This window comes from Pseudoduganella sp. R-32 (assembly GCF_049913245.1).
GTDB lineage: Bacteria > Pseudomonadota > Gammaproteobacteria > Burkholderiales > Burkholderiaceae_D > Rugamonas.
In genome coordinates this window covers 783,116-804,197 of sequence record NZ_CP183987.1, presented here as the reverse complement: position 1 = coordinate 804,197, position 21,082 = coordinate 783,116, and the positions used below count along the sequence as shown (strand labels likewise).

Here is a 21,082-nt window from a genome sequence, read left to right as displayed (position 1 = left end):
TTTACTTACTTAAAACCGGTAAACCGGTGTCAGACCCACTGGGTCCGACACCCGGTACGCGGCTGCCGCGGGCTCAGTGTCTGACCCTGCGGGTCAGACGCTGCTTTACCGGTTTTAGTTGCGCTCGAGGTCGATATCGATACCCAGCGAGCGGATCTCTTTCACCAGCACGTTGAACGATTCCGGCATGCCGGCGTCGATCACGTGGTCGCCCTTGACGAGGTTTTCGTACACTTTGGTACGGCCGTTCACGTCGTCGGACTTCACGGTCAGCATTTCTTGCAGCACGTAGGACGCGCCGTACGCTTCCAGTGCCCACACCTCCATCTCACCGAAGCGCTGGCCGCCGAACTGGGCTTTACCGCCCAGAGGCTGCTGCGTCACCAGCGAGTAAGGACCGGTGGAACGGGCGTGCATCTTGTCGTCGACCAGGTGGTGCAGCTTCAGCATGTGCATCACGCCCACGGTGACTTTGCGTTCGAACGCTTCGCCGGTGCGGCCGTCGTACATGGTGACCTGGTTCTTGGACGGGGTCATGCCCAGGTGCTTGGCGATATCGTCCGGATACGCCAGGTCCAGCATGCGGCGGATTTCCGATTCGTGCGCGCCGTCGAACACCGGAGTCGCGAACGGCACACCCTTCTTCAGGTTGTATGCCAGCTTCATGATCTCGTCGTCGGACAGGGAAGCGATGTCTTCCTTGGCGCCGGACTCGTTGTACACGGTGGTCAGGTACTTGCGCATCTCTTCGACCTTGATCTGCGCTTGCAGCATTTCGCCGATACGGATGCCCAGGCCCTTCGCTGCCCAACCAAGGTGGGTTTCCAGGATCTGGCCAACGTTCATACGGGACGGAACGCCCAGTGGGTTCAGCACCACGTCTGCCGGGGTACCGTCAGCCATGTATGGCATGTCTTCCACCGGAACGATACGGGACACAACACCCTTGTTACCGTGGCGGCCTGCCATCTTGTCGCCGGACTGCAGGCGGCGTTTAACGGCCAGGTACACCTTGACCATCTTCTGCACGCCAGGCTGCAGTTCGTCGCCCTGGGTCAGCTTCTTGCGCTTCTCTTCGAAGGCCAGGTCGAACTGGTGGCGCTTCTCGGCGATGGATTCCTTGATGGCTTCCAGGGCTTTGGCCATGTCTTCGTCGGCAGGACGGATGTCGAACCAGTGGAACTTGTCCAGGTCGTCCAGGTAGTCCTTGGTGACCTTGGCGCCTTTGGCCAGCTTCTTCGGACCGCCGTTGACCACTTGGCCGATCATCATCTTTTCCAGACGCTGGAAGGCGTCGCCTTCCACGATACGCATCTGGTCGTTCAGGTCCAGGCGGTAGCGCTTCAGTTCATCGTCGATGATCTGCTGGGCGCGCTTGTCGCGTGGGATGCCTTCGCGGGTGAACACTTGCACGTCGATGACGGTACCAACCATGCCGGATGGAACGCGCAGCGAGGTGTCTTTCACGTCGGATGCTTTTTCGCCGAAGATCGCGCGCAGCAGCTTCTCTTCCGGGGTCAGCTGGGTTTCGCCTTTCGGGGTCACCTTACCGACCAGCACGTCGCCGGCTTGCACTTCAGCGCCGATGTACACGATGCCGGACTCGTCCAGGCGAGCCAGTTGGTTCTCTGCCAGGTTCGAAATATCGCGGGTGATTTCTTCCGCGCCCAGCTTGGTGTCACGGGCAACAACGGACAGTTCTTCGATGTGGATCGAGGTGTAACGGTCGTCTTTCACGACGTTTTCCGAGATCAGGATCGAGTCTTCGAAGTTCAGGCCGTTCCATGGCATGAAGGCCACGGTCATGTTCTGGCCCAGTGCCAGTTCGCCCAGGTCGGTCGATGCGCCGTCGGCGATCACGTCGCCCTTGGCCACACGGTCGCCCACTTTGACGATCGGACGCTGGTTGATGTTGGTGTTCTGGTTGGAACGGGTGTACTTGATCAGGTTGTAGATGTCCACACCGACTTCGCCAGCCTGTGCTTCTTCGTCGTTCACGCGGATCACGACGCGGCCCGCGTCGATGTAGTCCACCACGCCGCCGCGCAGGGCCTGCACGGTGGTGCCGGAGTCGACTGCCACGGTACGTTCGATACCGGTACCGACCAGCGCCTTTTCAGGACGCAGGCAAGGCACGGCCTGACGCTGCATGTTGGCGCCCATCAGTGCACGGTTCGCGTCATCGTGTTCCAGGAATGGAATCAGCGATGCTGCAACGGACACGATCTGGCCTGGCGCAACGTCCATGTACTGCACGCGCTCTGGGGAGACCAGAATGGTTTCGCCGGCTTCACGGGACGATACCAGTTCGTCGACCAGTTGGCCTTCTTCATTCACTTTGGCGTTTGCCTGGGCGATGATGTAGCGGCCTTCTTCGATCGCGGACAGGTAATCGATCTTGTCGGTCACCTTGCTGTTTTCAACTTTACGGTACGGGGTTTCCAGGAAGCCGTACTCGTTCAGGCGGGCGTACAGTGCCAGCGAGTTGATCAGACCAATGTTCGGGCCTTCAGGCGTTTCGATCGGGCACACACGGCCGTAGTGGGTCGGGTGAACGTCTCGCACCTCGAAGCCTGCGCGTTCGCGGGTCAGGCCGCCAGGGCCCAGGGCCGATACGCGGCGCTTGTGGGTGATTTCCGACAGCGGGTTGGTCTGGTCCATGAACTGCGACAGCTGGGACGAACCGAAGAACTCACGGATAGCAGCCGAGATCGGCTTGGAGTTGATCAGGTCGTGCGGCATCAGGTTGTCGGCTTCGGCCTGGCCCAGGCGTTCCTTGACGGCGCGCTCAACGCGCACCAGGCCGGCGCGGAACTGGTTCTCGGCCAGTTCGCCCACGCAACGTACGCGGCGGTTACCCAGGTGGTCGATATCGTCGACTTCGCCGCGGCCATTGCGCAGCTCAACCAGGATCTTGATCACGGCCAGCACGTCGTCGTTCGACAGGGTCATGGCGCCGGTCAGTTCGTCACGGCCGATACGGCGGTTGAACTTCATGCGGCCCACGGCGGACAGGTCGTAGCGGTCGGCGCTGTAGAACAGGCCGTTGAACAGGGCTTCCACCGACTCTTCGGTTGGCGGTTCGCCAGGACGCATCATGCGGTAGATCGCGATACGGGCTGCGGTCTGGTCGGCAGTGTCGTCGATACGCAGGGTCTGGGAGATGTAGCCGCCCTGGTCCAGGTCGTTGGTGTACAGGGTCTGGATCGCGGAGATATTGGCTTCGCGCAGCTTGCCCAGGGTGTCTTCGGTCAGCTCGTCGTTGGCCAGTGCCACCACTTCGCCGGTTTCCGGATCAACGATGTTCTTCGCCAGTACGCGGCCCAGCAGGTAGTCTTCCGGCACGGAGATGTGCTGGATGCCGGCTGCTTCGATTTCGCGCACGTGCTTGGCGTTGATACGCTTGTCCTTGGTGACGATGGTCTTGCCCGACTTCGGATCGACGATGTCGAAGCGCGCGACTTCACCGCGCAGGCGTTCGGACACGAACTCCATCTCCGCGCCTTCCGAACGCAGGTTGAAGTTGTCGAAGACGAAGAAGTTCGCCAGGATCTGTTCCGGGGTCATGCCGATCGCCTTCAGCAGGATCGATACCGGCATCTTGCGGCGGCGGTCGACGCGGAAGTACAAGATGTCTTTCGGGTCGAACTCGAAGTCCAGCCAGGAACCGCGGTAAGGAATGATACGTGCCGAGAACAGCAGCTTGCCGGACGAGTGGGTCTTGCCGCGGTCGTGCTCGAAGAACACGCCTGGCGAACGGTGCAGCTGGGATACGATGACACGCTCGGTACCGTTGATCACGAACGAGCCGGTGGTCGTCATCAGGGGCAGTTCGCCCATGTAGACTTCCTGTTCCTTCATTTCCTTCACGACCGGCTTGGTTGGCGATTCCTTGTCCAGGATCACCAGGCGCACTTTGGCGCGCAGCGGGGAAGCGAAGGTCAGGCCGCGCAGTTGGCATTCCTTGACGTCGAACGCCGGGTCACCCAGGACGTAGGACAGGAATTCCAGACGGGCGAAGCCGTTGTGGGAAACGATTGGGAAGATCGACGTGAAAGCCGATTGCAGGCCTTCGTTCTTGCGGTTTGCAACGGGAGTGTGCTCTTGCAAGAAGTTCTCGTACGACTCGAGCTGGGTAGCCAGCAGGAACGGAACGTTGTGGACGTTGGCGCGTTTCGCAAAGGACTTGCGAATGCGTTTCTTCTCAGTAAATGAGTAGTGCATGGACACTCCGTGTGAGACAGGAAAAGGTAGAGAATTCAGCGTTGCGGGCGCGCTTCGCAAAGCTCAATTCACTAGAAAACAACAACTTCTACTTCAGAGACGACAAAGGAGCCAAGGGCGGACCCTCCCTTTCGGGAGAGATCCGCCGCATTGGCTTCCTAAACTAAGGCAGTTAACCCGCCTTGGTTCAATTACTTCAGGTCAGCTTTCGCGCCGGCTTCTTCCAGCTTCTTCTTAGCTGCTTCAGCGTCGGCCTTAGCCATTGCTTCTTTCACGGTCTTCGGTGCGCCGTCAACCAGGTCTTTGGCTTCTTTCAGGCCCAGACCGGTGATTTCGCGAACAGCCTTGATCACGCCAACTTTGTTAGCGCCGACTTCGGACAGAACCAGGTTGAATTCGGTTTGCTCTTCAGCAGCAGCTGCGCCGCCGGTTGCGCCGCCAGCGGCTGGAGCTGCCATTGCAGCTGCGGACACGCCGAACTTTTCTTCGAATGCCTTGACCAGTTCGTTCAGGTCCATTACGGACATTTCGGACACTGCGTTCAGGATGTCGTCTTTGGAAATTGCCATTTGAAACTCCTAATTTGTTTGTAGTACTACAGAATTGGTATTGACTAAGAAACGAGGCCAGCGATTAAGCAGCTTCGGTTTCTTTCTTGGCTGCCAGAGCAGCCAAGCCACGTGCAAAGCCCGACACCGGAGCCAGCATAACGCCCAACAGCTGCGAAATGAGGACTTCACGGGAAGGAATGCTCGCCAGTGCGGTAACGCCAGCTACGTCGAGCTGCTTACCTGCATAGTTACCAGCCTTCAGGACCAGTTTGTCGTTGGTTTTGGCGAAGTCGGCGAGGACTTTCGCTGCAGCAACAGCATCATCCGAGATCGAGTAGATCAGCGGACCGGTCATGGAGTCGGCCAGAGCGGCGAACTGCGTGCCTTCTACTGCACGACGTGCCAGGGTGTTCTTCAGAACACGGATGTACACGCCTTGCGCACGCGCATTAGCACGGAGTTTAGTCAAGTGACCAACCTGGATGCCACGGTACTCGGCCACAGCGATAGTTTGCGCAGTTGCTACTTTTGCGGAAACTTCGGCTACGACGGCCTTTTTGTCATTCAGATTGAGACCCACGGTCTATCTCCTTAAATAATGCTCGGCTTGCGCCTCGCATCGGTTCGAACAACGGCGTCCGAGGTTTAGGAGTCTAAAGGGACTACATAAACTTGTTCGGGATCACCATCTGCGTTGGGAGCTTTCACTATTAACCCAGAGCCTACCTGATGCTCCGAGCCCAACGGTCTTTGAAGGCATGGCGGCGGCAGAACCGCCGCCAACCCAAAGATCCGCCTCAACCTTCCGGCTGAGGACTTAATACTATTCAGTCGGTGCCAGGGGCCAACACGCTGCGCGTGTCAGCCACTGGCACCGAAGTGTAAAACTTAGCCGTTCAGGCCAGCGTGGTCTACGCGTACGCCAGCGCCCATGGTGGACGACAGGGATACTTTACGCAGGTACACGCCTTTGGACGAAGCTGGCTTAGCCTTGTTCAGGGCGTCGATCAGAGCAACCAGGTTGGTCTTCAGATCTGCGTCGCTGAACGACTTGCGGCCGATGGTCGCGTGGATGATACCTGCCTTGTCGGTACGGTACTGAACCTGACCGGCCTTGGCGTTCTTCACGGCGCCAGCCACGTCTGGAGTGACGGTGCCAACTTTCGGGTTAGGCATCAGGCCACGTGGGCCCAGGATCTGGCCCAGGGTACCAACGATACGCATGGTGTCTGGGGAAGCGATCACGATGTCGAAAGGCATGTCGCCGGCTTTGACGCGCTCAGCCAGGTCTTCCATACCAACAACGTCAGCGCCGGCAGCTTTAGCTTGCTCAGCCTTGTCGCCGGTTGCGAACACAGCAACGCGAACAGTCTTGCCGGTGCCAGCTGGCAGAACCACGGAACCACGCACAACCTGGTCGGACTTCTTAGGATCCACGCCCAGTTGAACGGACACGTCGATGGATTCGTTGAACTTGGCGGTAGCCAGTTCTTTAACCAGGGCGACAGCGTTGTCGAAAGCGTACACTTTGGTACGGTCTACTTTAGCCTTGATGGCTTGAGCGCGCTTGGACAGTTTTGCCATGATTAGATGCCCTCTACGGTGATGCCCATGGAACGTGCGGAACCAGCGATGGTGCGAACAGCAGCATCCAGGTCGGCAGCGGTCAGGTCCGGGGTCTTCAGTTTAGCGATTTCTTCAGCTTGAGCGCGGGTCAGCTTGCCTACCTTGTCGGTATGTGGCTTGGACGAACCCTTTTGCACGCCGGAGTGCTTCTTGATCAGGAAGGTCGCTGGAGGGGTCTTCATCACGAAGGTGAAGGACTTGTCCGCGAACGCAGTGATCACGACTGGGATTGGCATGCCTGGTTCCATACCTTGGGTCTGCGCGTTGAACGCCTTGCAGAATTCCATGATGTTCAGACCGCGCTGGCCCAGTGCTGGACCGATTGGAGGGGATGGGTTTGCCTTACCAGCTGGAACTTGCAGCTTGATAAAGCCAATGATTTTCTTTGCCATTTGGGCACTTCCTATCGTTGGATTGAGTAGTAGCGCCCCGCACGCGGCGGGGCTCCTCTTGGTTTTGCCAGCTTAGACGCGCTGGCAGGCGATTTACCGCAAAACCGGCAAACCGGTGTCTGACCCAATGGGTCAGACACCGAACTACCGGTTTAGATCTTTTCGACCTGGCCGAACTCGAGTTCGACCGGAGTAGCGCGACCGAAGATGGTGACCGACACACGCACCTTGGATTTCTCGTAGTTGACTTCTTCCACGTTGCCGTTGAAGTCGGTGAACGGGCCATCCTTGATGCGGACTTGCTCGCCCACTTCGTACAGCACTTTTGGACGTGGCTTTTCCACGCCTTCCTGCATTTGCGTCATGATCTTTTCGATCTCGCGCGCAGGAATCGGGGTCGGCTTGTTCGACTTGCCGCCGATGAAGCCGGTCACCTTGCTGGTGTTCTTCACCAGGTGCCAGGTTTCGTCGGTCATTTCCATTTCCACCAGGACGTAGCCCGGGAAGAAGCGGCGCTCGGTAACGGACTTCTGGCCGTTACGAACTTCAACGACTTCTTCGGTCGGCACCAGGATCTGGCCGAACTGGTCTTGCATGCCGGCGCGCTCGACGCGCTCCATCAGGGCGCGCTGTACGCTTTTCTCCATGCCGGAGTAGGCGTGCACGACGTACCAGCGCTTGTTGCTGACTGGCGTCGACACTGCCTGCGCAGGCTCTTCCTTGCCTGGCTCGTCTTGTACAATTTCGCTCATTATTTCTTCCAACCCAGGATGAGGTCGTACAACACAAATTCGAGGATCTTATCCGTGCCCCAGAGGAAAATCGCCATGACCAGCACAAAGGCGAACACGATCAGAGTGATCTGACGGGCTTCCTTGTGGGTCGGCCAAACAACTTTCTTGGTCTCGCGAACGGATTCTTTCGCAAAATTCAGGAAATCACGGCCTGCAGCAGAGGTGTACGCGATGCCGGCGGAAATAAGCAAACCAACCACAAGCGCGGCTGCCCGCACCAGGGTTGGTTTACCGGTCAGGACGAAGAATCCGACCACGCCTGCAATCAACGCCACAACTGCCAACACGACTTTGAACTTATCGTTCGTCGTGCTAACGGTTTGCACGGATTGATTAGACATTTACTTTTTACTTTCGGTGCCCTGCACCAGATTCGGTGGCAGGGGCGGAGGGCATCGAACCCCCAACCTTCGGTTTTGGAGACCGACGCTCTGCCAATTGAGCTACGCCCCTACGTAAAACTTTACAGTGGAATCCGTAATTCTAGCACCCATCAGCGACGGGCGCTAGTCTTGGCTGGATTCTTTTCGACTACTTAGTCGATGATCTTGGCAACCACGCCGGCGCCAACGGTACGACCACCTTCGCGGATTGCGAAGCGCAGGCCTTCTTCCATAGCGATCGGGGAGATCAGCTTCACGGTGATGGAGACGTTGTCGCCTGGCATAACCATTTCCTTGTCCGCTGGCAGCTCGATGGAGCCGGTCACGTCGGTGGTACGGAAGTAGAACTGTGGACGGTAGTTGTTGAAGAACGGGGTGTGACGGCCGCCTTCATCTTTCGACAGAACGTAGATCTCGCCGGTGAAGTGAGCGTGCGGCTTGATCGAGCCTGGCTTCGCCAGAACCTGACCACGCTGAACGTCTTCACGCTTGGTGCCGCGCAGCAGCAGACCAACGTTGTCGCCGGCCTGACCCTGGTCCAGCAGCTTGCGGAACATTTCCACGCCGGTGCAGGTGGTCTTGACGGTGTCAACGATACCAACGATTTCGATTTCTTCGCCGACCTTGATCACGCCGCGCTCAACACGACCGGTCACCACGGTGCCGCGGCCGGAGATCGAGAACACGTCTTCCACTGGCATCAGGAAGGTGCCGTCAACAGCGCGCTCTGGGGTTGGGATGTAGGAATCCAGCGCATCAGCCAGACGCATGATGCAGTCTTCGCCCATTTCGCCAGCAGCGCCTTCCAGGGCCATACGTGCCGAACCCTTGATGATTGGCAGGTCGTCGCCTGGGAATTCGTACTTGGACAGCAGCTCGCGCACTTCCATTTCGACCAGTTCCAGCAGTTCTGCGTCGTCAACCAGGTCGCACTTGTTCAGGAACACGATGATGTATGGAACGCCAACCTGACGTGCCAGCAGGATGTGCTCGCGGGTCTGTGGCATTGGGCCGTCAGCTGCGGAGCAAACCAGGATCGCGCCGTCCATCTGCGCAGCACCGGTAATCATGTTCTTGATGTAGTCGGCGTGGCCTGGGCAGTCAACGTGAGCGTAGTGACGCGATGCGGTCTCGTACTCGACGTGGGCGGTGTTGATGGTAATGCCGCGTGCTTTTTCTTCTGGAGCAGCGTCGATCTGGTCGTAAGCTTTCGCTTCGCCGCCGAACTTCTTCGACAGGACGGTTGCGATTGCGGCGGTCAGGGTGGTCTTGCCATGGTCAACGTGACCGATGGTGCCAACGTTCACGTGCGGCTTAGTCCGCTCGAACTTTTCTTTTGCCATTTTAGACTCCTAACAAATGTTGATTTGCTGGGCACGCGCCCGACTAACAGATAGATACTGCAGAATTCTGGTGCCCTTGACGTGGATTGAACACGTGGCCTCTCCCTTACCAAGGGAGTGCTCTACCACTGAGCTACAAGGGCTTATTTTTACTACTGTGCTGCTATGGAGCGGGTGAAGGGAATCGAACCCTCGTCTTAAGCTTGGAAGGCTTCAGCTCTACCATTGAGCTACACCCGCGAGGTTCCGACTACTTTCGACTACTACTCTTCACTCAGCTTCCTGCAAGCTTTGGTGGAGGGGACTGGATTCGAACCAGTGTACTCATAAGAGGGCAGATTTACAGTCTGCTGCCTTTAACCACTCGGCCACCCCTCCGCGAAGGAACCGCAGAGTATGAAGCAACTTTCTAACACTGTCAAGAACGTTATTTGCTTATTTCGCAAACGCTGCATGACGTGCGCTTCGGGGCGAGATTGTAATGGCTAGTCCTGCAAATTTGCAAGTGTTGTTTTTGGGTTGCACCGTTTGCTATAAAATCGGTCAACTTGTCCTGTGCCTCCGAGCGCTCATTCTGTGAAGAATACCTCTCCCGGCTGGCCGCAAACATTGGCCGCCAACCTGCTGATGCTGGCGGCTTACGCGGTCATCGGCCGCTTTTGCCTCTACCTGTCGCTGGCGCCCGGTTATGCCAGCCCGCTCTTCCTGCCGGCCGGGATTGCCCTGGCTGGCGTGGTCACCTTTGGCCCGCGCTTGCTGCCAGGGGTTGCGGTCGGCGCCCTGCTGATCAATTTCCTGCCCCTGCCGGGCGCGCCCAATCCGCTGACCCTGCCACCGTTGCCGCAAGGACTGGCTGCGCTTGCCGCCGCTTTCGGCTCCGCCCTGCAAGCCTGGCTGGGCGGCCTGTATTTCCAGCGCGCCATCCGCCCGGAAATCGGCGCCGGCCGCGATGTGCTGCGCTTCCTGTTGCTGGCGGTTTGCGTCACGCTGGTGAGCAGTACGCTGTCCAATCTTGCGGCCGTTGCCGCCGGCGCCATTGCCCCAGCGGAGCTGCTGACAAGCTGGCTCACCTGGTGGATCGGCGATGCCATCGGCGTCCTGCTTGCGGCGCCGCTGTGCTGGGTGCTGTTCGGCCAGCCGCGCGCGCTGTGGCAGCGCCGCCGCCTGCTGGTGGGCGTGCCGCAACTGTTCCTGGTCACCCTGTGCGTCATGCTGTACGTGCTGGTGGCGCGCTGGGAAACCCGGCAGCACCTGGAAGGCTTCCGTCTCAAGGCGCAACAGGTAGGCGACTTGCTGCAGTCGCGCTTCAGCGAGCATGAGCGCTATGTCCTGGCCATGGCGCGCGCCATCAACCGCTATGGACGCGTGATGTCGGCGCAAGGCTTCGACAAGATTGCGCACGGTTACCTCGACCAGCGCCCTGAATTGCTGTCCATGGCCTGGTTGCGCCTCGTGTCGGAGGCGGAACGGCCGGCTTTCGAAACCTGGGCGCGCGATGCCATCGACCCCGATTTCCGCATGATCGCCCCCGCCACCGGTCCCGGCCACACGCACAGCCACGCCGCCTCCAAGCAGCCAGAGGTGCCGCCAGGCGACCACATGGTGACACTGTTCATCGAGCCTGCCGCGCGCCGCCATTACCAGGGCCTGGACTGGCTGGCCGAACCGGTACGCGCCCAAGCGGTGCATGAGGCGCTGCGTACCGGCAAGCCGGTCGCCAGCGCACCGGTGGCACTCTCCACGCCTGGCGAAGGCAGCGGCGTGGTCTTGCTGCAAGCCGTCGACCCGGGCGACGGCCAGCCGGCGGCGGGCATGCTGCTGCTGGCCATGCAGATCGACTCCTACGTCAACGGGGCGCTGGCCAACGCCGATTTCCCGCATATCCAGGCGCGCCTGGTGGATCGCAGCATGCCCGGCCCGACAACGCTGATCGACCAGCTGTCGCGCGCGCCGAACGACGAAGACTATTGGCGCAAGCTCAGCCTTGGCGGCCGCGACTACGAACTGGTGCTGGTTCCCTCGGCGGCCTACATGGTGCACCAGCATGGCTGGCAAAGCTGGCTGGTCCTGAGCGCGGGCCTGATGCTGACCGGCCTGCTCGGCGCCCTGATGCTGCTGACCAGCGGCGAACGCGCCCAGATCCAGCAACAGGTGAAAGAAAGCACGATACGCTTGCGCGAACGCGAAGCGCGCCTGCAGGCCATCCTCGACAAGGCGGCCGACGCCATCCTGACCATCGATGCCGAGGGCTTGCTGGTGTCTGCCAACGCGGCGGCCTGCCGCCTGTTTGGCTATCCGACGGAAGCGCTGTCGGGCATGCCGCTGGCGATCCTGCTGCCGGAAGCGGAAAGCGACAGCGCGGCGCGCCTGCTGCGCAATATCGCCGGCGGCGCCACCCACGAACACGAATCAAGCGGACGCCGGCACGATGGCAGCATCTTGCCGATTGCAATTTCAGTGAGCGAGGTCGAGCTCCCCGACGGCAATGTGTTCGTCGCCATCCTGCACGACCTGACCGAGCAGCAGCGCGCGCAGGAACGCATCTACAAGCTGGCCCACCACGATCCGCTGACCGGTCTGGATAACCGCCTGTCGCTCAACCTGCGCCTCGACCAGCTGCTGGCGCAAACCCGGCGCGCGAACGGCACGGCGGCAGTGATGTTCCTCGACCTCGACCACTTCAAGAAAATCAACGATACCCACGGCCACGCCACCGGCGACCAGTTGCTGGTGGCCGTGGCCGACCGCCTGCGCGACTTGCTGCGCGAAGTCGACACCATCGCCCGGCTGGGCGGCGATGAATTCATCGTGGTCACGGGCGGCAACGTGACGCCGGCCGAAGCGAGCCAGATTGCCGTGCGCATCGTGGCCGCCCTGGCCGAGCCGTTCCAGCTGGCGGGCAAGACCATCCACACCGGCACCAGCGTCGGCGTGGCCATGTTCCCGCCCGATGGCCACGACAGCGCCACCCTGCTACGACATGCGGATACGGCGATGTACGCTGCCAAAAGCCAGGGCCGCGGCAACTTCCAGTTCTTCGAAGCGGCCATGAATGCCGCGACCCACGACAGGCTGATGATGGAAAACCGCCTGTGGCAGGCGCTGGAGCGCAAGGAGTTCGAGCTTTACCTGCAGCCGCAGGTGGAGCTGGCGACGCGCCGCGTGATCGGCGCCGAAGTGCTGCTGCGCTGGCACCATCCGGAGCTGGGCATGGTGGGACCGGACCGCTTCATCCCGATCGCGGAAGAGTCGGGGCTGATCCTGCCGCTGGGGGAATGGGTGCTGCAGCAGACCGTTGGCCTGCTGCGACGCTGGGAAGGTTCGTTGCGGCTCGCGGTCAACCTGTCGGCGCGCCAGTGCCACGGCGGTGCGCTGTTGCCGCTGCTGGACCAGTTGCTGCGCGAGAGCGGGATTGATCCCTCCTTGCTGGAGCTGGAAATCACCGAATCGGCGGCGATGCAGGATCCGGAGCGTAGCCGCGAACTGTTGCGCGAGCTGCGGGCGCGCGGGATCAAGGTGGCGATCGATGATTTCGGGACCGGGTATTCGTCGCTCAGCTACCTGAAGTTGTTCGAGATCGACCGGATCAAGATCGACCGGGGGTTTGTGAAGGATATCGAGAGCGATCCGAATGATGCGGTGATCGTTACCGCGACCATCGGGCTGGCGCATGCGCTGGGGCTGGGGGTGGTGGCGGAGGGTGTTGAAACCGAGGCGCAGGTGGAATTCTTGCGCAGCAAGTATTGCAACGAGGCGCAGGGGTATCTGTTTGCGCGGCCGATGCCGGTTTCTGAGTTTGAGGCTCTTGCCGGGCGGCTGCCGGAGACCGCTTAAAACCGGTAAACCGGGGTCAGACCCGAAGGGTCAGACCCCCAACGGCTTCCCTGCCGCGGGGGTGGTTCCGGGCCTTTGACTTTTTGAGAAGGGTCTGACCCTTGGGTCGGACCCGGGTTTACCGGTTCTAGGGCGACAAGGCCGCCAACACCTGCGCCTTCAACGCCCGAATCAGCGAAGTCTCATCCGGCGGCACGCCTTCCGGCGCCGGCAGCGCCCGATCCGCATAGAACAAGCCAAGCTGCACGCCCTGCACCACCAGCGGCAGCACGATAAAGCTGCGCGCATCGGGCAACAGATCCAGATGCCACTTCGGCAGCAGGTCGCGGATCTTGGCCACATTCGCATCCGCGATCATCAAATCCGCATCGTTATCCAGCGCCAGGTGGAACAGATCCTTGCCCTGCAGCGGAAACACAAACCCCTCCAGGCGCAAGGCCCGCTTATCGCCCAGCGCGATACGCGCCCGGAACTGCCCCGTCTTCGCATCCTTCAGGCACACCGTCGCAAAGCGGAAGCCCATGCTGCGATACAAAGTCTCCAGCACCGCCTGCACCAGCTCATTGACGCGCGCCTTGCCCTCCACCCGCATCTCGGTCAGCTCCTGCACCCCCGCCAGCAGCTGTTCGCGTGCATCATACGGCTTGCCGCTCGGGTAAGCGCCCTCCTTCGCGCCCGCATCCAGGCTGGCCAGCGCCAGCACGCTCGGCAAGGTCCCCGCCGGTCCCGGCGCCTCGGCCGATTCCGCGTAAGGATCGCCCGGCTCACCGGCACTGCCGCCGGAAGCGCCATCCAGCTGCATGCTGTTCAACAAGGCATCCATGCTGCTGCGCGCGCGGGTCAGCACCGTGGTCACCTGCTCGCGCTCCAGCCCGAGCGCATTGCCGAAGCGCTGGTGCAGCAGCCGCACGTCGTCGGCAGCCGCGCCGCCCAGCCGGGTCAGTGCACGTGCCGCATCCATGCTGAAGTGCACCACCTGCCGTATCCACTCCGTGCGGTCCGCCGGTGGCCGCAAGGTGCTGCCATACAAGGGAGTCAACGAGCGGATGATCACATCGGGAATCTTCCATTCGCGCAGCACGGTCGCCGTCAAGGTGTCGTAGGTGCTGCCCAGGATCATTTGCGAAGCCTGGGCCTGCGAATGTTCGCCAGCCACGACCAGGGCATTGATTTCGCGGAAGCGCTCATGCTCGCGCGAGGCAATCAGCAACGGCCCCAGGTTCTTGAACAACGCGCCGATGGCCGCTTCTTCCGCCTTCTGGTAAGGGCTGTAGCGCGCCAGTTCACGCCCCACCAGGCTGGCGCACAGCGCTGCTTCGAGCTCGACCCGCACGCTTTGCGCATGCTTGCTGTTGGCCATGGTGTCGACCAGCAGCATGGCCAGCGCCGTGGTTTTCACGTTATCGAAACCAAGCAGCGAAATTGCATGGGAAATTGTGGTTACCGGCGCCCCCGACGCCTGGCGGTACTGCGGCGTATTGGCCAGGCGCAGGATCTTCTGCGTCAGCGCGACGTCGGACAGCACGTGGTAGGCCAGGCTTTGCGTGCCCTGGTCGTCCGAGTCAGCCATTTGCACTACGCGCGCGATCGACACGCCAAGCGCAAACAAGCCCTCGTCGTCGCTGCATAGCTTTTTCAGCAGGTAGGCGCGGACCGGGCGTTCTTCTGGTGGATGGGAGCTCATAGCCCATTGTAGCCCCAGCGGCTATCAGATCGCGACGCGCACCCCGGCTTCGCGCCGCGCGGCGGGACGGATGTTGTATTTCTTCAATATGTCCTGATGCAGGCCGGCCAGCGCGTTCAGCTTGTCGTTGGCAGGATCAAGGCGGCGCACCGTGGCCACCAGCGCCAGCGCATGGCGCCCGAGGGCATCGTCCCAGCCTTCGTTTTCCAGGCATTTCAGGATGGCGACCGCCGCGTTGAAGGCCACCTGCGAGTTGTCCGGCAGCTTGGCCACGGCTTCCAGCATCAGGTCGACCGCACCGCGGAAATCGCCCTTCTTGGCCAGCGCCGCGCCGGCGGCCACCATCTCGCCGACCTCGTTGCGGCTTTCGTCGGCCAGGCGCTGGCCCAACTCGGCATGGCCGCTTTTTTCCATCATGCGCATGGCGCGCTCCATGGCGCCCGGCGTGGCGGAGTTGCGCATGACGTCACGCATCACTTCCGTCGCCTGCTCCTCCTTGCCCACCTCCAGGCAGGTGCGCGCCAGTTCCATCTTCATTTCATTCGACAGGCCGCTGGCCGTGCGCACGCCCGTCACTGCATAGTCCAGCGAGGCATTCATGCGCGCCACGTTGCCGGTGAATTCATGCAGCGCGGCCGAGGCGATGGCGCTGCACACGTCGGCGTTGGGCGTGCCCGACAGCGACTTGTCGAGGTCGCGGATCACGGCGGCAGCCTGCACCGGGTCGCCCTTCTTGACCAGGGTTTGCGCCAGCCTGGCATGGTCTTCCGGCGTGCGGAACTCGGAATAGCGGGTCTTGCTGACCACCTGCTTGAAAGCGCGCTCGGCGCCATCGACGTCGCCCGCCTCCAGCGCCACTTCGCCCAGCCGCCGCAGGCGGCGCACCGCGTGCGGCGACAGTTCAACCGCATTGGCCAGTACGGCTTGCGCTGCCGCCGGGTCGCCATTTGCTTCATGCGTGCGCGCCAGCCAGTCGTAGGCATCGAGGAAGCAGGTATTCCTGCCCAGCAGGTCTTCCAGCATGGCGCGCGCTTCATCGTAGCGGCTGCGCAGGTACAGGGTCTTGGCCTGGCCCAGCCGTGCCCAGGGTACCTGGCGGCTGTTCCACAGTTCGGCATACAGCGGTTCCGCCAGGTCCGGTTCGCCGGCCTGGATGTGCATTTCGGCGCGCAGGCGGCGAAAGTCCATGGCAAAGCGCGGCTGCGCTTCCTCGCCTTCCTCGCAAGCTTCGATCGCTGCGCGCAAATCGCCCATGTCGATCAACTGGTACACCGGCAGCAAGGCGTTGCGCCGGTCGAGCGCGCGCCAGATGCGCTCCAGCATGGCATCGGCTGCGAAAGGCTTGAGGATGTAATCGTTGGGCATCAGCTCGGCGGCGCTGACTACCTTGCTGAACTCGCCTTCGCCGGTGACCATGAAGAACATGGTGGAGGCATTGACCAGGCGGTGGTGGCGCAGGTCTTCCAGCATTTGCTGGCCATCCTGGCCGCCTTCCAGGGCGTATTCGCACAGGACCAGGTCGTAGATCCGGGTTTCCAGCGCGCGGATGGCCTGGTTGGAACTGGCGGCATCGTCAATACGCACCAAACCGCACAAGCTCAGCATATTGTGCAAGCTGGCGCGCATGCTGGGGTTGGGCTCGATGACCAGCGCTGTCAGGCCCTTCAGTTCATTCATGGCTTTCGGCGTAGGACAAGAGCGAGGGCTGTCCTTATTTTAGCGCTTGCACGCTGCACGCCGTGAACTTTGGTGAGAATGAAGGTGGCAGCGCGGCGCGGCTGCCACAGTCGGGTTGCCTCAGCGGGTTTTGCTCAGGACTGGCCCAGTCCCGGGTTGCGTTCAACCACGTCGTTCAGGGCTGCCACCACCTCGGGATCGAACTGGGTGCCGGCACGGTCGCGGATGTAGGTCATGACTTCCGGGTACGGCCACGGCTCCTTGTACGGACGTTCGTGCAGCAAGGAATCGAAGACATCGACCACGGCCACGATACGCGCCGACAAGGGAATCTGCTTGCCCTTGAGCTGGTTCGGGTAGCCGCCGCCATCCCAGTGCTCATGGTGGCCGCCGGCGATTTCCGCGCCGTAAGTCAGGTAGCTGACGCCATCGACCATATTGGCTGCACGCTCCAGCACGCTGCGCCCGACGGCAGCATGGGTTTGCATCAGCGCACGCTCGTCGTCGGTGTGGGGCCCAGGCTTCAGCAGGATATGGTCCGGGGTGGCGACCTTGCCCACGTCATGCAGGATCGAAGCGAGGCCGATCATGTCGACCAGTTGCGGGGTCAGCTCGTCATCGTAGATGCCGCGCTCTTTCATGCGTGCCGCGATAGCCGAGGACAGCTGCTGCACGCGCCGCACATGGCCGCCGGTGCAGCCGTCGCGGAATTCCGCCAGGTCGGCCAGCGCCACCACCGTGGCCTCCTGCGCCTTGCGCAGCTGGCCGAACATGTACAGGTTGTCGAAGGCAGCGGCGATACGCTCGCAGAACACTTCCAGCAGGTCGCGCTGGATCTGGGCCAGCGGCCAGGGCGGCGTCACCGAAATCAGCACGTCGCGGCTTTCCTGGGTGTGGATGAACAGCACATTGGCCGGGTGTTCGAACTGGCTTTTCTTTTCCTTGAACGCCTTCTGGATGGTCGGCCACAGCGGATGGCTTTCCGGCATCTGTTCCTTTTCCGCCAGCGGCGCATAACCGCCGGTCGCCGCCACCACGGTCGTGTCGCCGGTGTCGACCTGCATCAGGCACAGCACGCCGTCCGCACCCACGTCGAGGATGGCCGACACCTGGTTCAGCACGCCCGACGCGAATTCGCGCAACGAATGGATCTGGTACAGGTTGGTCGCGCCGGCCAGGATCTTGCCCAGGCCGATGCGCGAGCGCTCCAGCATGTTCAGGCTTTCGTACGCGCGCAAGGCCGAGATCACGGTGGTGAACAGCTTCTGCGTGGTCAGCTCGGTCTTGGCCTTGTAATCGTTGATGTCGTATTCGATGATGACGCGCTGTTCCGGCGCCTGGCCCGGCTGGCCGGTGCGCAGCACCACGCGCACGATGGAATTGTGCAGCTCCTCACGGATGCGGCGCGCCAGCAGCAGGCCGGCATCGTCGGTCTCCATCACCACGTCGAGCAATACCAGGGCGATGTCCGGCGTGTCGCGCAGGATCTCGAATGCCTCGCGGCCGCTGTAGGCCGAGAACAACTCCAGCTCGCGCCCCTTGAAACTGACATTGCGCAGCGCCAGGCGGGTCACCGCATGCACGTCCTGGTCGTCGTCCACAATCAGCACGCGCCACAGCCGCTGTTCAGGGGATCCGGCCGATGGCGTTGGCTTTTCTTCTTCGTCTTCTTCGAGCAGCCAGTTGTCATCGACGGCTTGAGGGTCCGCCATGAAGTCTCCTTGGTCAAAATGCGCTAATCTTTACATCCAGCATAATCAGATTTGACTTAGCTAGCAATTAAAAATTGCCCGCTCGTAAATCGCTTTGCACTCTGATACGCTTTGACAACACAGATTTTGCTAAAGGAAAAAAACCATGCAAGTTACTGCGCAAGAAGACGCGAGCCAAGGCAAGGAATTCCTGGCATTCAAGCTGGGTTCCGAAGAGTACGGCATCGATATCCTGAAAGTGCAAGAGATCCGCGGTTACGAAGCGGTAACCCGCATCGCCAATGCGCCCGAATTCATCAAGGGCGTGATCAACTTGCGCGGCATCATCATCCCGGTAGTGGACATGCGCATCAAGTTCAAGCTGGGCGAGCCGGTATATGACCAGTTCACGGTGGTCATCATCCTCAACATCAATGGCCGCGTGGTGGGCATGGTGGTGGACTCGGTCTCCGACGTGACCACGCTGACGCCCGAGCAGATCAAGCCGGCGCCGGACATGGGCACCGCCTTCAGCTCCGAATACATGATCGGCCTCGGCACGATCGACGAACGCATGCTGATCCTGGTGGACATCTACCGCCTGATGGCCAGCCCTGAAATGGGCCTGAGCGAAACGCTGACCGCCGGCGCAGCTTAAAAGACAAAAGTCGGGGTCAGGTCTGGCAATCCGCCACATTTTTCGCATCGCGAAAAATGTGGCGGATTGCCAGACCTGACCCCGACTTTCATTTGTGCGTACAGCCGTTTTGGCCGGCGCCGAGGTTCAGGTTCTGGTAGCGAATTTCGTATTTGCCGTTCGATAGCTGGTCGACTACCAGCTTGTCGTGCGGCTGCACGTAGGCGTAGCGCACATTTGAGCGGCGCTCGAGGTCGTACACCTTGATGAAGACCGGGGCGACGTTGGCACTGTTGTCCAGCGTCAGCTGCATGTCTTCGCCTTTGTTCCCGACCGGGAAACCTTCCACGTAGCCGGACTGGACCGGCCATGGTTCGCCGTTCGGCGCGACTGATGGGGCAACCTCGGCCTCGCAATCAACCGCGGCACCGGGCAGCACTACCTGCGACAGGGCCAGCACCTTGATCGGCGGTGCTGCTGCAGCAGAGACCGACGGTTCCGGCGAGTATGGCTTGGCGACGGCCCAGCCATCGTCGGGGGTGACTTTTTCTACCCGCGGCGGGTGGATTTTCGGGGTGGCGGCGGCAGTGGCGGTCAATTCGGCAGGAGGCTTGCCGCCCCAGGCGCCGGCCAGCACGCTGGACATGGCGCGCGGCTCGGTCACCGTCAGCACCCCGCCCAGCCAGCCGGCTGCGGCGGCGCCGCCCACCGTGCCCCAGAAGCGCCAGGACTTGAGCACCCGGCGCCGGCGCGGCAGGTCGAGCTGGTCGGACCAGCCCGGCTCATGCGCCGGCTCGTGCCTGGTGCTCTCCAGCCATTCGATTTCCCATTCTTCCTGGGTGATCCACTCATCGTGCTCCTTGCGGCGTTGCGGATCGGACAACGTGCCATAGGCCGTGTTGACGATCGCCATGATGCGGGCCGCCTTCTCATCCCCGGGATTCTTGTCAGGATGATATTTCTGGCTCAGGGCCTTGTAAGCAGCACGTATGACTTCCTGTGGCGCGCCACGCGCTACCTTGAGGTTGTCATAGTGAGTATGTATCTTTCCCATCTCTCAATCATATTACAAACGGTGGCTGCGGTCGCTACGCAGCAATTGACCCGGCAATTCAATGCCATGGCCAATCACCAGCACCTTGAACAATTCTCCCATTTCGGCTGGAGAAAGCAATTTCTGCAGTGCGTTAGCGTGCGGCAGGTAATTCAGGGCGTCAGCCGGGTCGAAACGCTGCATCAGCTCACCGATGCCGGCGCCGATCAGGAAGCCGGCCTGGCTGTTATATGCCATGACGTCGGCGCCCGCGTCCTGCGCCGCCAGCGCCATCGCCGTGAAGTCGACGTGGGCGGTGATGTCCTGCAGGCCTGGCAGGTAGAACGGTTCCGCGTGGGCGTGGTGGCGGTAGTGGCACATCAGGGTGCCGGTGGCGCGGTCGCCCAGGTAGTATTCGCGCGCCGGGAAGCCATAATCAAACAGGAAGGCGGCGCCTTTGCCTTTTGCAAGCATGGCGGCCAGCGTGGCCATGAAGCCGCAGCCGGCGCCGTGCACTTCGGTCACATAGCCGACCGGCAGCGCTTTCGTATCAGGAACCTGGCGCTCGATCTGCGACTGCAGCGCGGCGTCGGCCGCCACCGGGCGCCAGGCGAAGCATGCGCCGCCTGCCTCGTCGGCCTCGGCGGCCACGTGCAGCGACTGCCAGCCGCTGTCGGCCAGGGTGATCACGTCGACCGGCATGGCATCCAGCACTTCGTTGCCGAATACCGCGCCTTCAAACGATTCCGGCAGGGCATCCAGCCAGCGCACCTGCGGGAAGGCGCGCAGCAGCTCTTGCTGGCGGGCGCGCAGTTCGCCGGAGAGTTCGACGATGGAATAGCTTTCGACCACGATGCCGGCTTGCGCCGCCTCGGTCAGGATATCCCTCGCCAGTTTGCCCGTTCCAGCGCCGAATTCAAGGATATGCGGCGCGCTTTGGTCCATAATAGCGGCTGCAACATGCGCCAGCGACTGCCCGAACAGGGCGCTCAGCTCGGGTGCGGTTGTAAAATCGCCATCCTTGCCCAGCTTGGCGGCGCCGCCGCTGTAATAGCCCAGGCCGGGCGCATACAGCGCCTGCTCCATGAAGCGGGAGAACGGAATGGCGCCGCCTTGCCGCGCGATGTCGTCGGCAATCAGGCGCTGCAGGGCTTGGGACGCGGCCAGCGCGTCGGGGGAAGGTGCTGGTAAAGACATGCCGGCATTGTAGCGG

The 21,082-nt window shown here is 61.4% G+C and carries 15 protein-coding genes and 4 tRNA genes; 2 read left to right on the top strand and 17 right to left on the bottom strand.

The genetic code is table 11. The annotated features are described in order from the left end of the window. Positions 1–114 precede the first annotated feature (114 nt). The 12 genes from rpoB to ACN9MU_RS03710 form a co-directional block, all read right to left on the bottom strand. Positions 115–4,224: a DNA-directed RNA polymerase subunit beta gene (rpoB, locus tag ACN9MU_RS03765; RefSeq protein ID WP_426167617.1), complete on the bottom strand. Its 4,110-nt coding sequence runs from the start codon at positions 4,222–4,224 to the stop codon at positions 115–117. Between the two features lie 191 nt (positions 4,225–4,415). Further along, positions 4,416–4,793, bottom strand: coding sequence for a 50S ribosomal protein L7/L12 (gene rplL / locus ACN9MU_RS03760; protein WP_155452697.1), 378 nt, complete (start codon positions 4,791–4,793; stop codon positions 4,416–4,418). A 64-nt stretch (positions 4,794–4,857) separates the two neighbouring features. After that, the gene (gene rplJ / locus ACN9MU_RS03755; protein WP_028103002.1) at positions 4,858–5,355 is read right to left on the bottom strand and encodes a 50S ribosomal protein L10; all 498 of its coding nucleotides are present in this window, start codon (positions 5,353–5,355) and stop codon (positions 4,858–4,860) included. 308 nt (positions 5,356–5,663) lie between these two features. Then, positions 5,664–6,359: a 50S ribosomal protein L1 gene (gene rplA / locus ACN9MU_RS03750; RefSeq protein WP_130316657.1), complete on the bottom strand. Its 696-nt coding sequence runs from the start codon at positions 6,357–6,359 to the stop codon at positions 5,664–5,666. Positions 6,360–6,361: 2 nt separating this feature from the next. After that, positions 6,362–6,793, bottom strand: coding sequence for a 50S ribosomal protein L11 (rplK, locus tag ACN9MU_RS03745; protein WP_130316656.1), 432 nt, complete (start codon positions 6,791–6,793; stop codon positions 6,362–6,364). Between the two features lie 152 nt (positions 6,794–6,945). Then, complete coding sequence (nusG, locus tag ACN9MU_RS03740) at positions 6,946–7,545, bottom strand: transcription termination/antitermination protein NusG (protein ID WP_426167614.1); 600 nt, start codon at positions 7,543–7,545, stop codon at positions 6,946–6,948. Next, positions 7,545–7,928, bottom strand: a complete 384-nt coding sequence (secE, locus tag ACN9MU_RS03735) for a preprotein translocase subunit SecE (protein ID WP_090436079.1) — start codon at positions 7,926–7,928, stop codon at positions 7,545–7,547. Before secE ends, nusG begins: the two co-directional genes overlap by 1 nt. Before the next feature lie 36 nt (positions 7,929–7,964). Then, positions 7,965–8,040, bottom strand: a tRNA-Trp gene (locus ACN9MU_RS03730). An 82-nt stretch (positions 8,041–8,122) separates the two neighbouring features. Further along, a complete protein-coding gene (gene tuf, locus ACN9MU_RS03725; RefSeq protein ID WP_426320585.1) occupies positions 8,123–9,313 on the bottom strand; it encodes an elongation factor Tu in 1,191 nt (396 codons plus the stop codon). A 68-nt stretch (positions 9,314–9,381) separates the two neighbouring features. Continuing rightward, positions 9,382–9,456 (bottom strand) — tRNA-Thr (locus tag ACN9MU_RS03720). Positions 9,457–9,479: 23 nt separating this feature from the next. Then, a tRNA-Gly gene (locus ACN9MU_RS03715) sits at positions 9,480–9,553 on the bottom strand. 52 nt (positions 9,554–9,605) lie between these two features. After that, a tRNA-Tyr gene (locus ACN9MU_RS03710) sits at positions 9,606–9,691 on the bottom strand. Positions 9,692–9,889: 198 nt separating this feature from the next. Here ACN9MU_RS03710 and ACN9MU_RS03705 point away from each other — a divergent pair. Continuing rightward, positions 9,890–13,147 carry an EAL domain-containing protein gene (locus tag ACN9MU_RS03705; protein ID WP_426320583.1) on the top strand — a complete coding sequence of 1,086 codons (3,258 nt, stop codon included), beginning with the start codon at positions 9,890–9,892 and terminating at the stop codon, positions 13,145–13,147. Positions 13,148–13,274: 127 nt separating this feature from the next. On the opposite strand, the gene ACN9MU_RS03700 is transcribed toward ACN9MU_RS03705, so the two are convergent. The 3 genes from ACN9MU_RS03700 to ACN9MU_RS03690 all read right to left on the bottom strand — a co-directional run bounded on the left by ACN9MU_RS03700 (position 13,275) and on the right by ACN9MU_RS03690 (position 18,220). Next, on the bottom strand, positions 13,275–14,831 hold the full coding sequence (locus ACN9MU_RS03700; protein ID WP_426167608.1) for an HDOD domain-containing protein: 1,557 nt from the start codon (positions 14,829–14,831) through the stop codon (positions 13,275–13,277). Positions 14,832–14,855: 24 nt separating this feature from the next. Further along, positions 14,856–16,508 (bottom strand): tetratricopeptide repeat protein, encoded by a 1,653-nt coding sequence (locus tag ACN9MU_RS03695; protein ID WP_426320581.1) that lies wholly within the window; start codon positions 16,506–16,508, stop codon positions 14,856–14,858. Positions 16,509–16,642: 134 nt separating this feature from the next. Continuing rightward, on the bottom strand, positions 16,643–18,220 hold the full coding sequence (locus ACN9MU_RS03690; protein ID WP_426320579.1) for a DUF3369 domain-containing protein: 1,578 nt from the start codon (positions 18,218–18,220) through the stop codon (positions 16,643–16,645). A gap of 145 nt (positions 18,221–18,365) precedes the next feature. On the opposite strand from ACN9MU_RS03690, the gene ACN9MU_RS03685 reads away from it, so the two are divergent. Then, positions 18,366–18,857, top strand: coding sequence for a chemotaxis protein CheW (locus ACN9MU_RS03685; protein ID WP_426167602.1), 492 nt, complete (start codon positions 18,366–18,368; stop codon positions 18,855–18,857). 88 nt (positions 18,858–18,945) lie between these two features. Here ACN9MU_RS03685 and ACN9MU_RS03680 read toward each other — a convergent pair whose 3' ends face one another. Next, positions 18,946–19,890, bottom strand: a complete 945-nt coding sequence (locus ACN9MU_RS03680) for a J domain-containing protein (RefSeq protein WP_426320577.1) — start codon at positions 19,888–19,890, stop codon at positions 18,946–18,948. A gap of 12 nt (positions 19,891–19,902) precedes the next feature. Then, a complete protein-coding gene (locus tag ACN9MU_RS03675; protein ID WP_426320575.1) occupies positions 19,903–21,066 on the bottom strand; it encodes a class I SAM-dependent methyltransferase in 1,164 nt (387 codons plus the stop codon). Between the last annotated feature and the right edge of the window lie 16 nt (positions 21,067–21,082).

What these genes read in the sequence shown, in the direction of transcription:
- rpoB (WP_426167617.1), bottom strand. Translation starts at nt 4,224, where the DNA reads ATGCACTACTCATTTACTGAGAAGAAACGCATTCGCAAGTCCTTTGCG.
- rplL (WP_155452697.1), bottom strand. Translation starts at nt 4,793, where the DNA reads ATGGCAATTTCCAAAGACGACATCCTGAACGCAGTGTCCGAAATGTCC.
- rplA (WP_130316657.1), bottom strand. Translation starts at nt 6,359, where the DNA reads ATGGCAAAACTGTCCAAGCGCGCTCAAGCCATCAAGGCTAAAGTAGAC.
- rplK (WP_130316656.1), bottom strand. Translation starts at nt 6,793, where the DNA reads ATGGCAAAGAAAATCATTGGCTTTATCAAGCTGCAAGTTCCAGCTGGT.
- nusG (WP_426167614.1), bottom strand. Translation starts at nt 7,545, where the DNA reads ATGAGCGAAATTGTACAAGACGAGCCAGGCAAGGAAGAGCCTGCGCAG.
- secE (WP_090436079.1), bottom strand. Translation starts at nt 7,928, where the DNA reads ATGTCTAATCAATCCGTGCAAACCGTTAGCACGACGAACGATAAGTTC.
- tuf (WP_426320585.1), bottom strand. Translation starts at nt 9,313, where the DNA reads ATGGCAAAAGAAAAGTTCGAGCGGACTAAGCCGCACGTGAACGTTGGC.
- ACN9MU_RS03700 (WP_426167608.1), bottom strand. Translation starts at nt 14,831, where the DNA reads ATGAGCTCCCATCCACCAGAAGAACGCCCGGTCCGCGCCTACCTGCTG.
- ACN9MU_RS03695 (WP_426320581.1), bottom strand. Translation starts at nt 16,508, where the DNA reads ATGAATGAACTGAAGGGCCTGACAGCGCTGGTCATCGAGCCCAACCCC.
- ACN9MU_RS03690 (WP_426320579.1), bottom strand. Translation starts at nt 18,220, where the DNA reads ATGGCGGACCCTCAAGCCGTCGATGACAACTGGCTGCTCGAAGAAGAC.
- ACN9MU_RS03685 (WP_426167602.1), top strand. Translation starts at nt 18,366, where the DNA reads ATGCAAGTTACTGCGCAAGAAGACGCGAGCCAAGGCAAGGAATTCCTG.
- ACN9MU_RS03680 (WP_426320577.1), bottom strand. Translation starts at nt 19,890, where the DNA reads ATGGGAAAGATACATACTCACTATGACAACCTCAAGGTAGCGCGTGGC.
- ACN9MU_RS03675 (WP_426320575.1), bottom strand. Translation starts at nt 21,066, where the DNA reads ATGTCTTTACCAGCACCTTCCCCCGACGCGCTGGCCGCGTCCCAAGCC.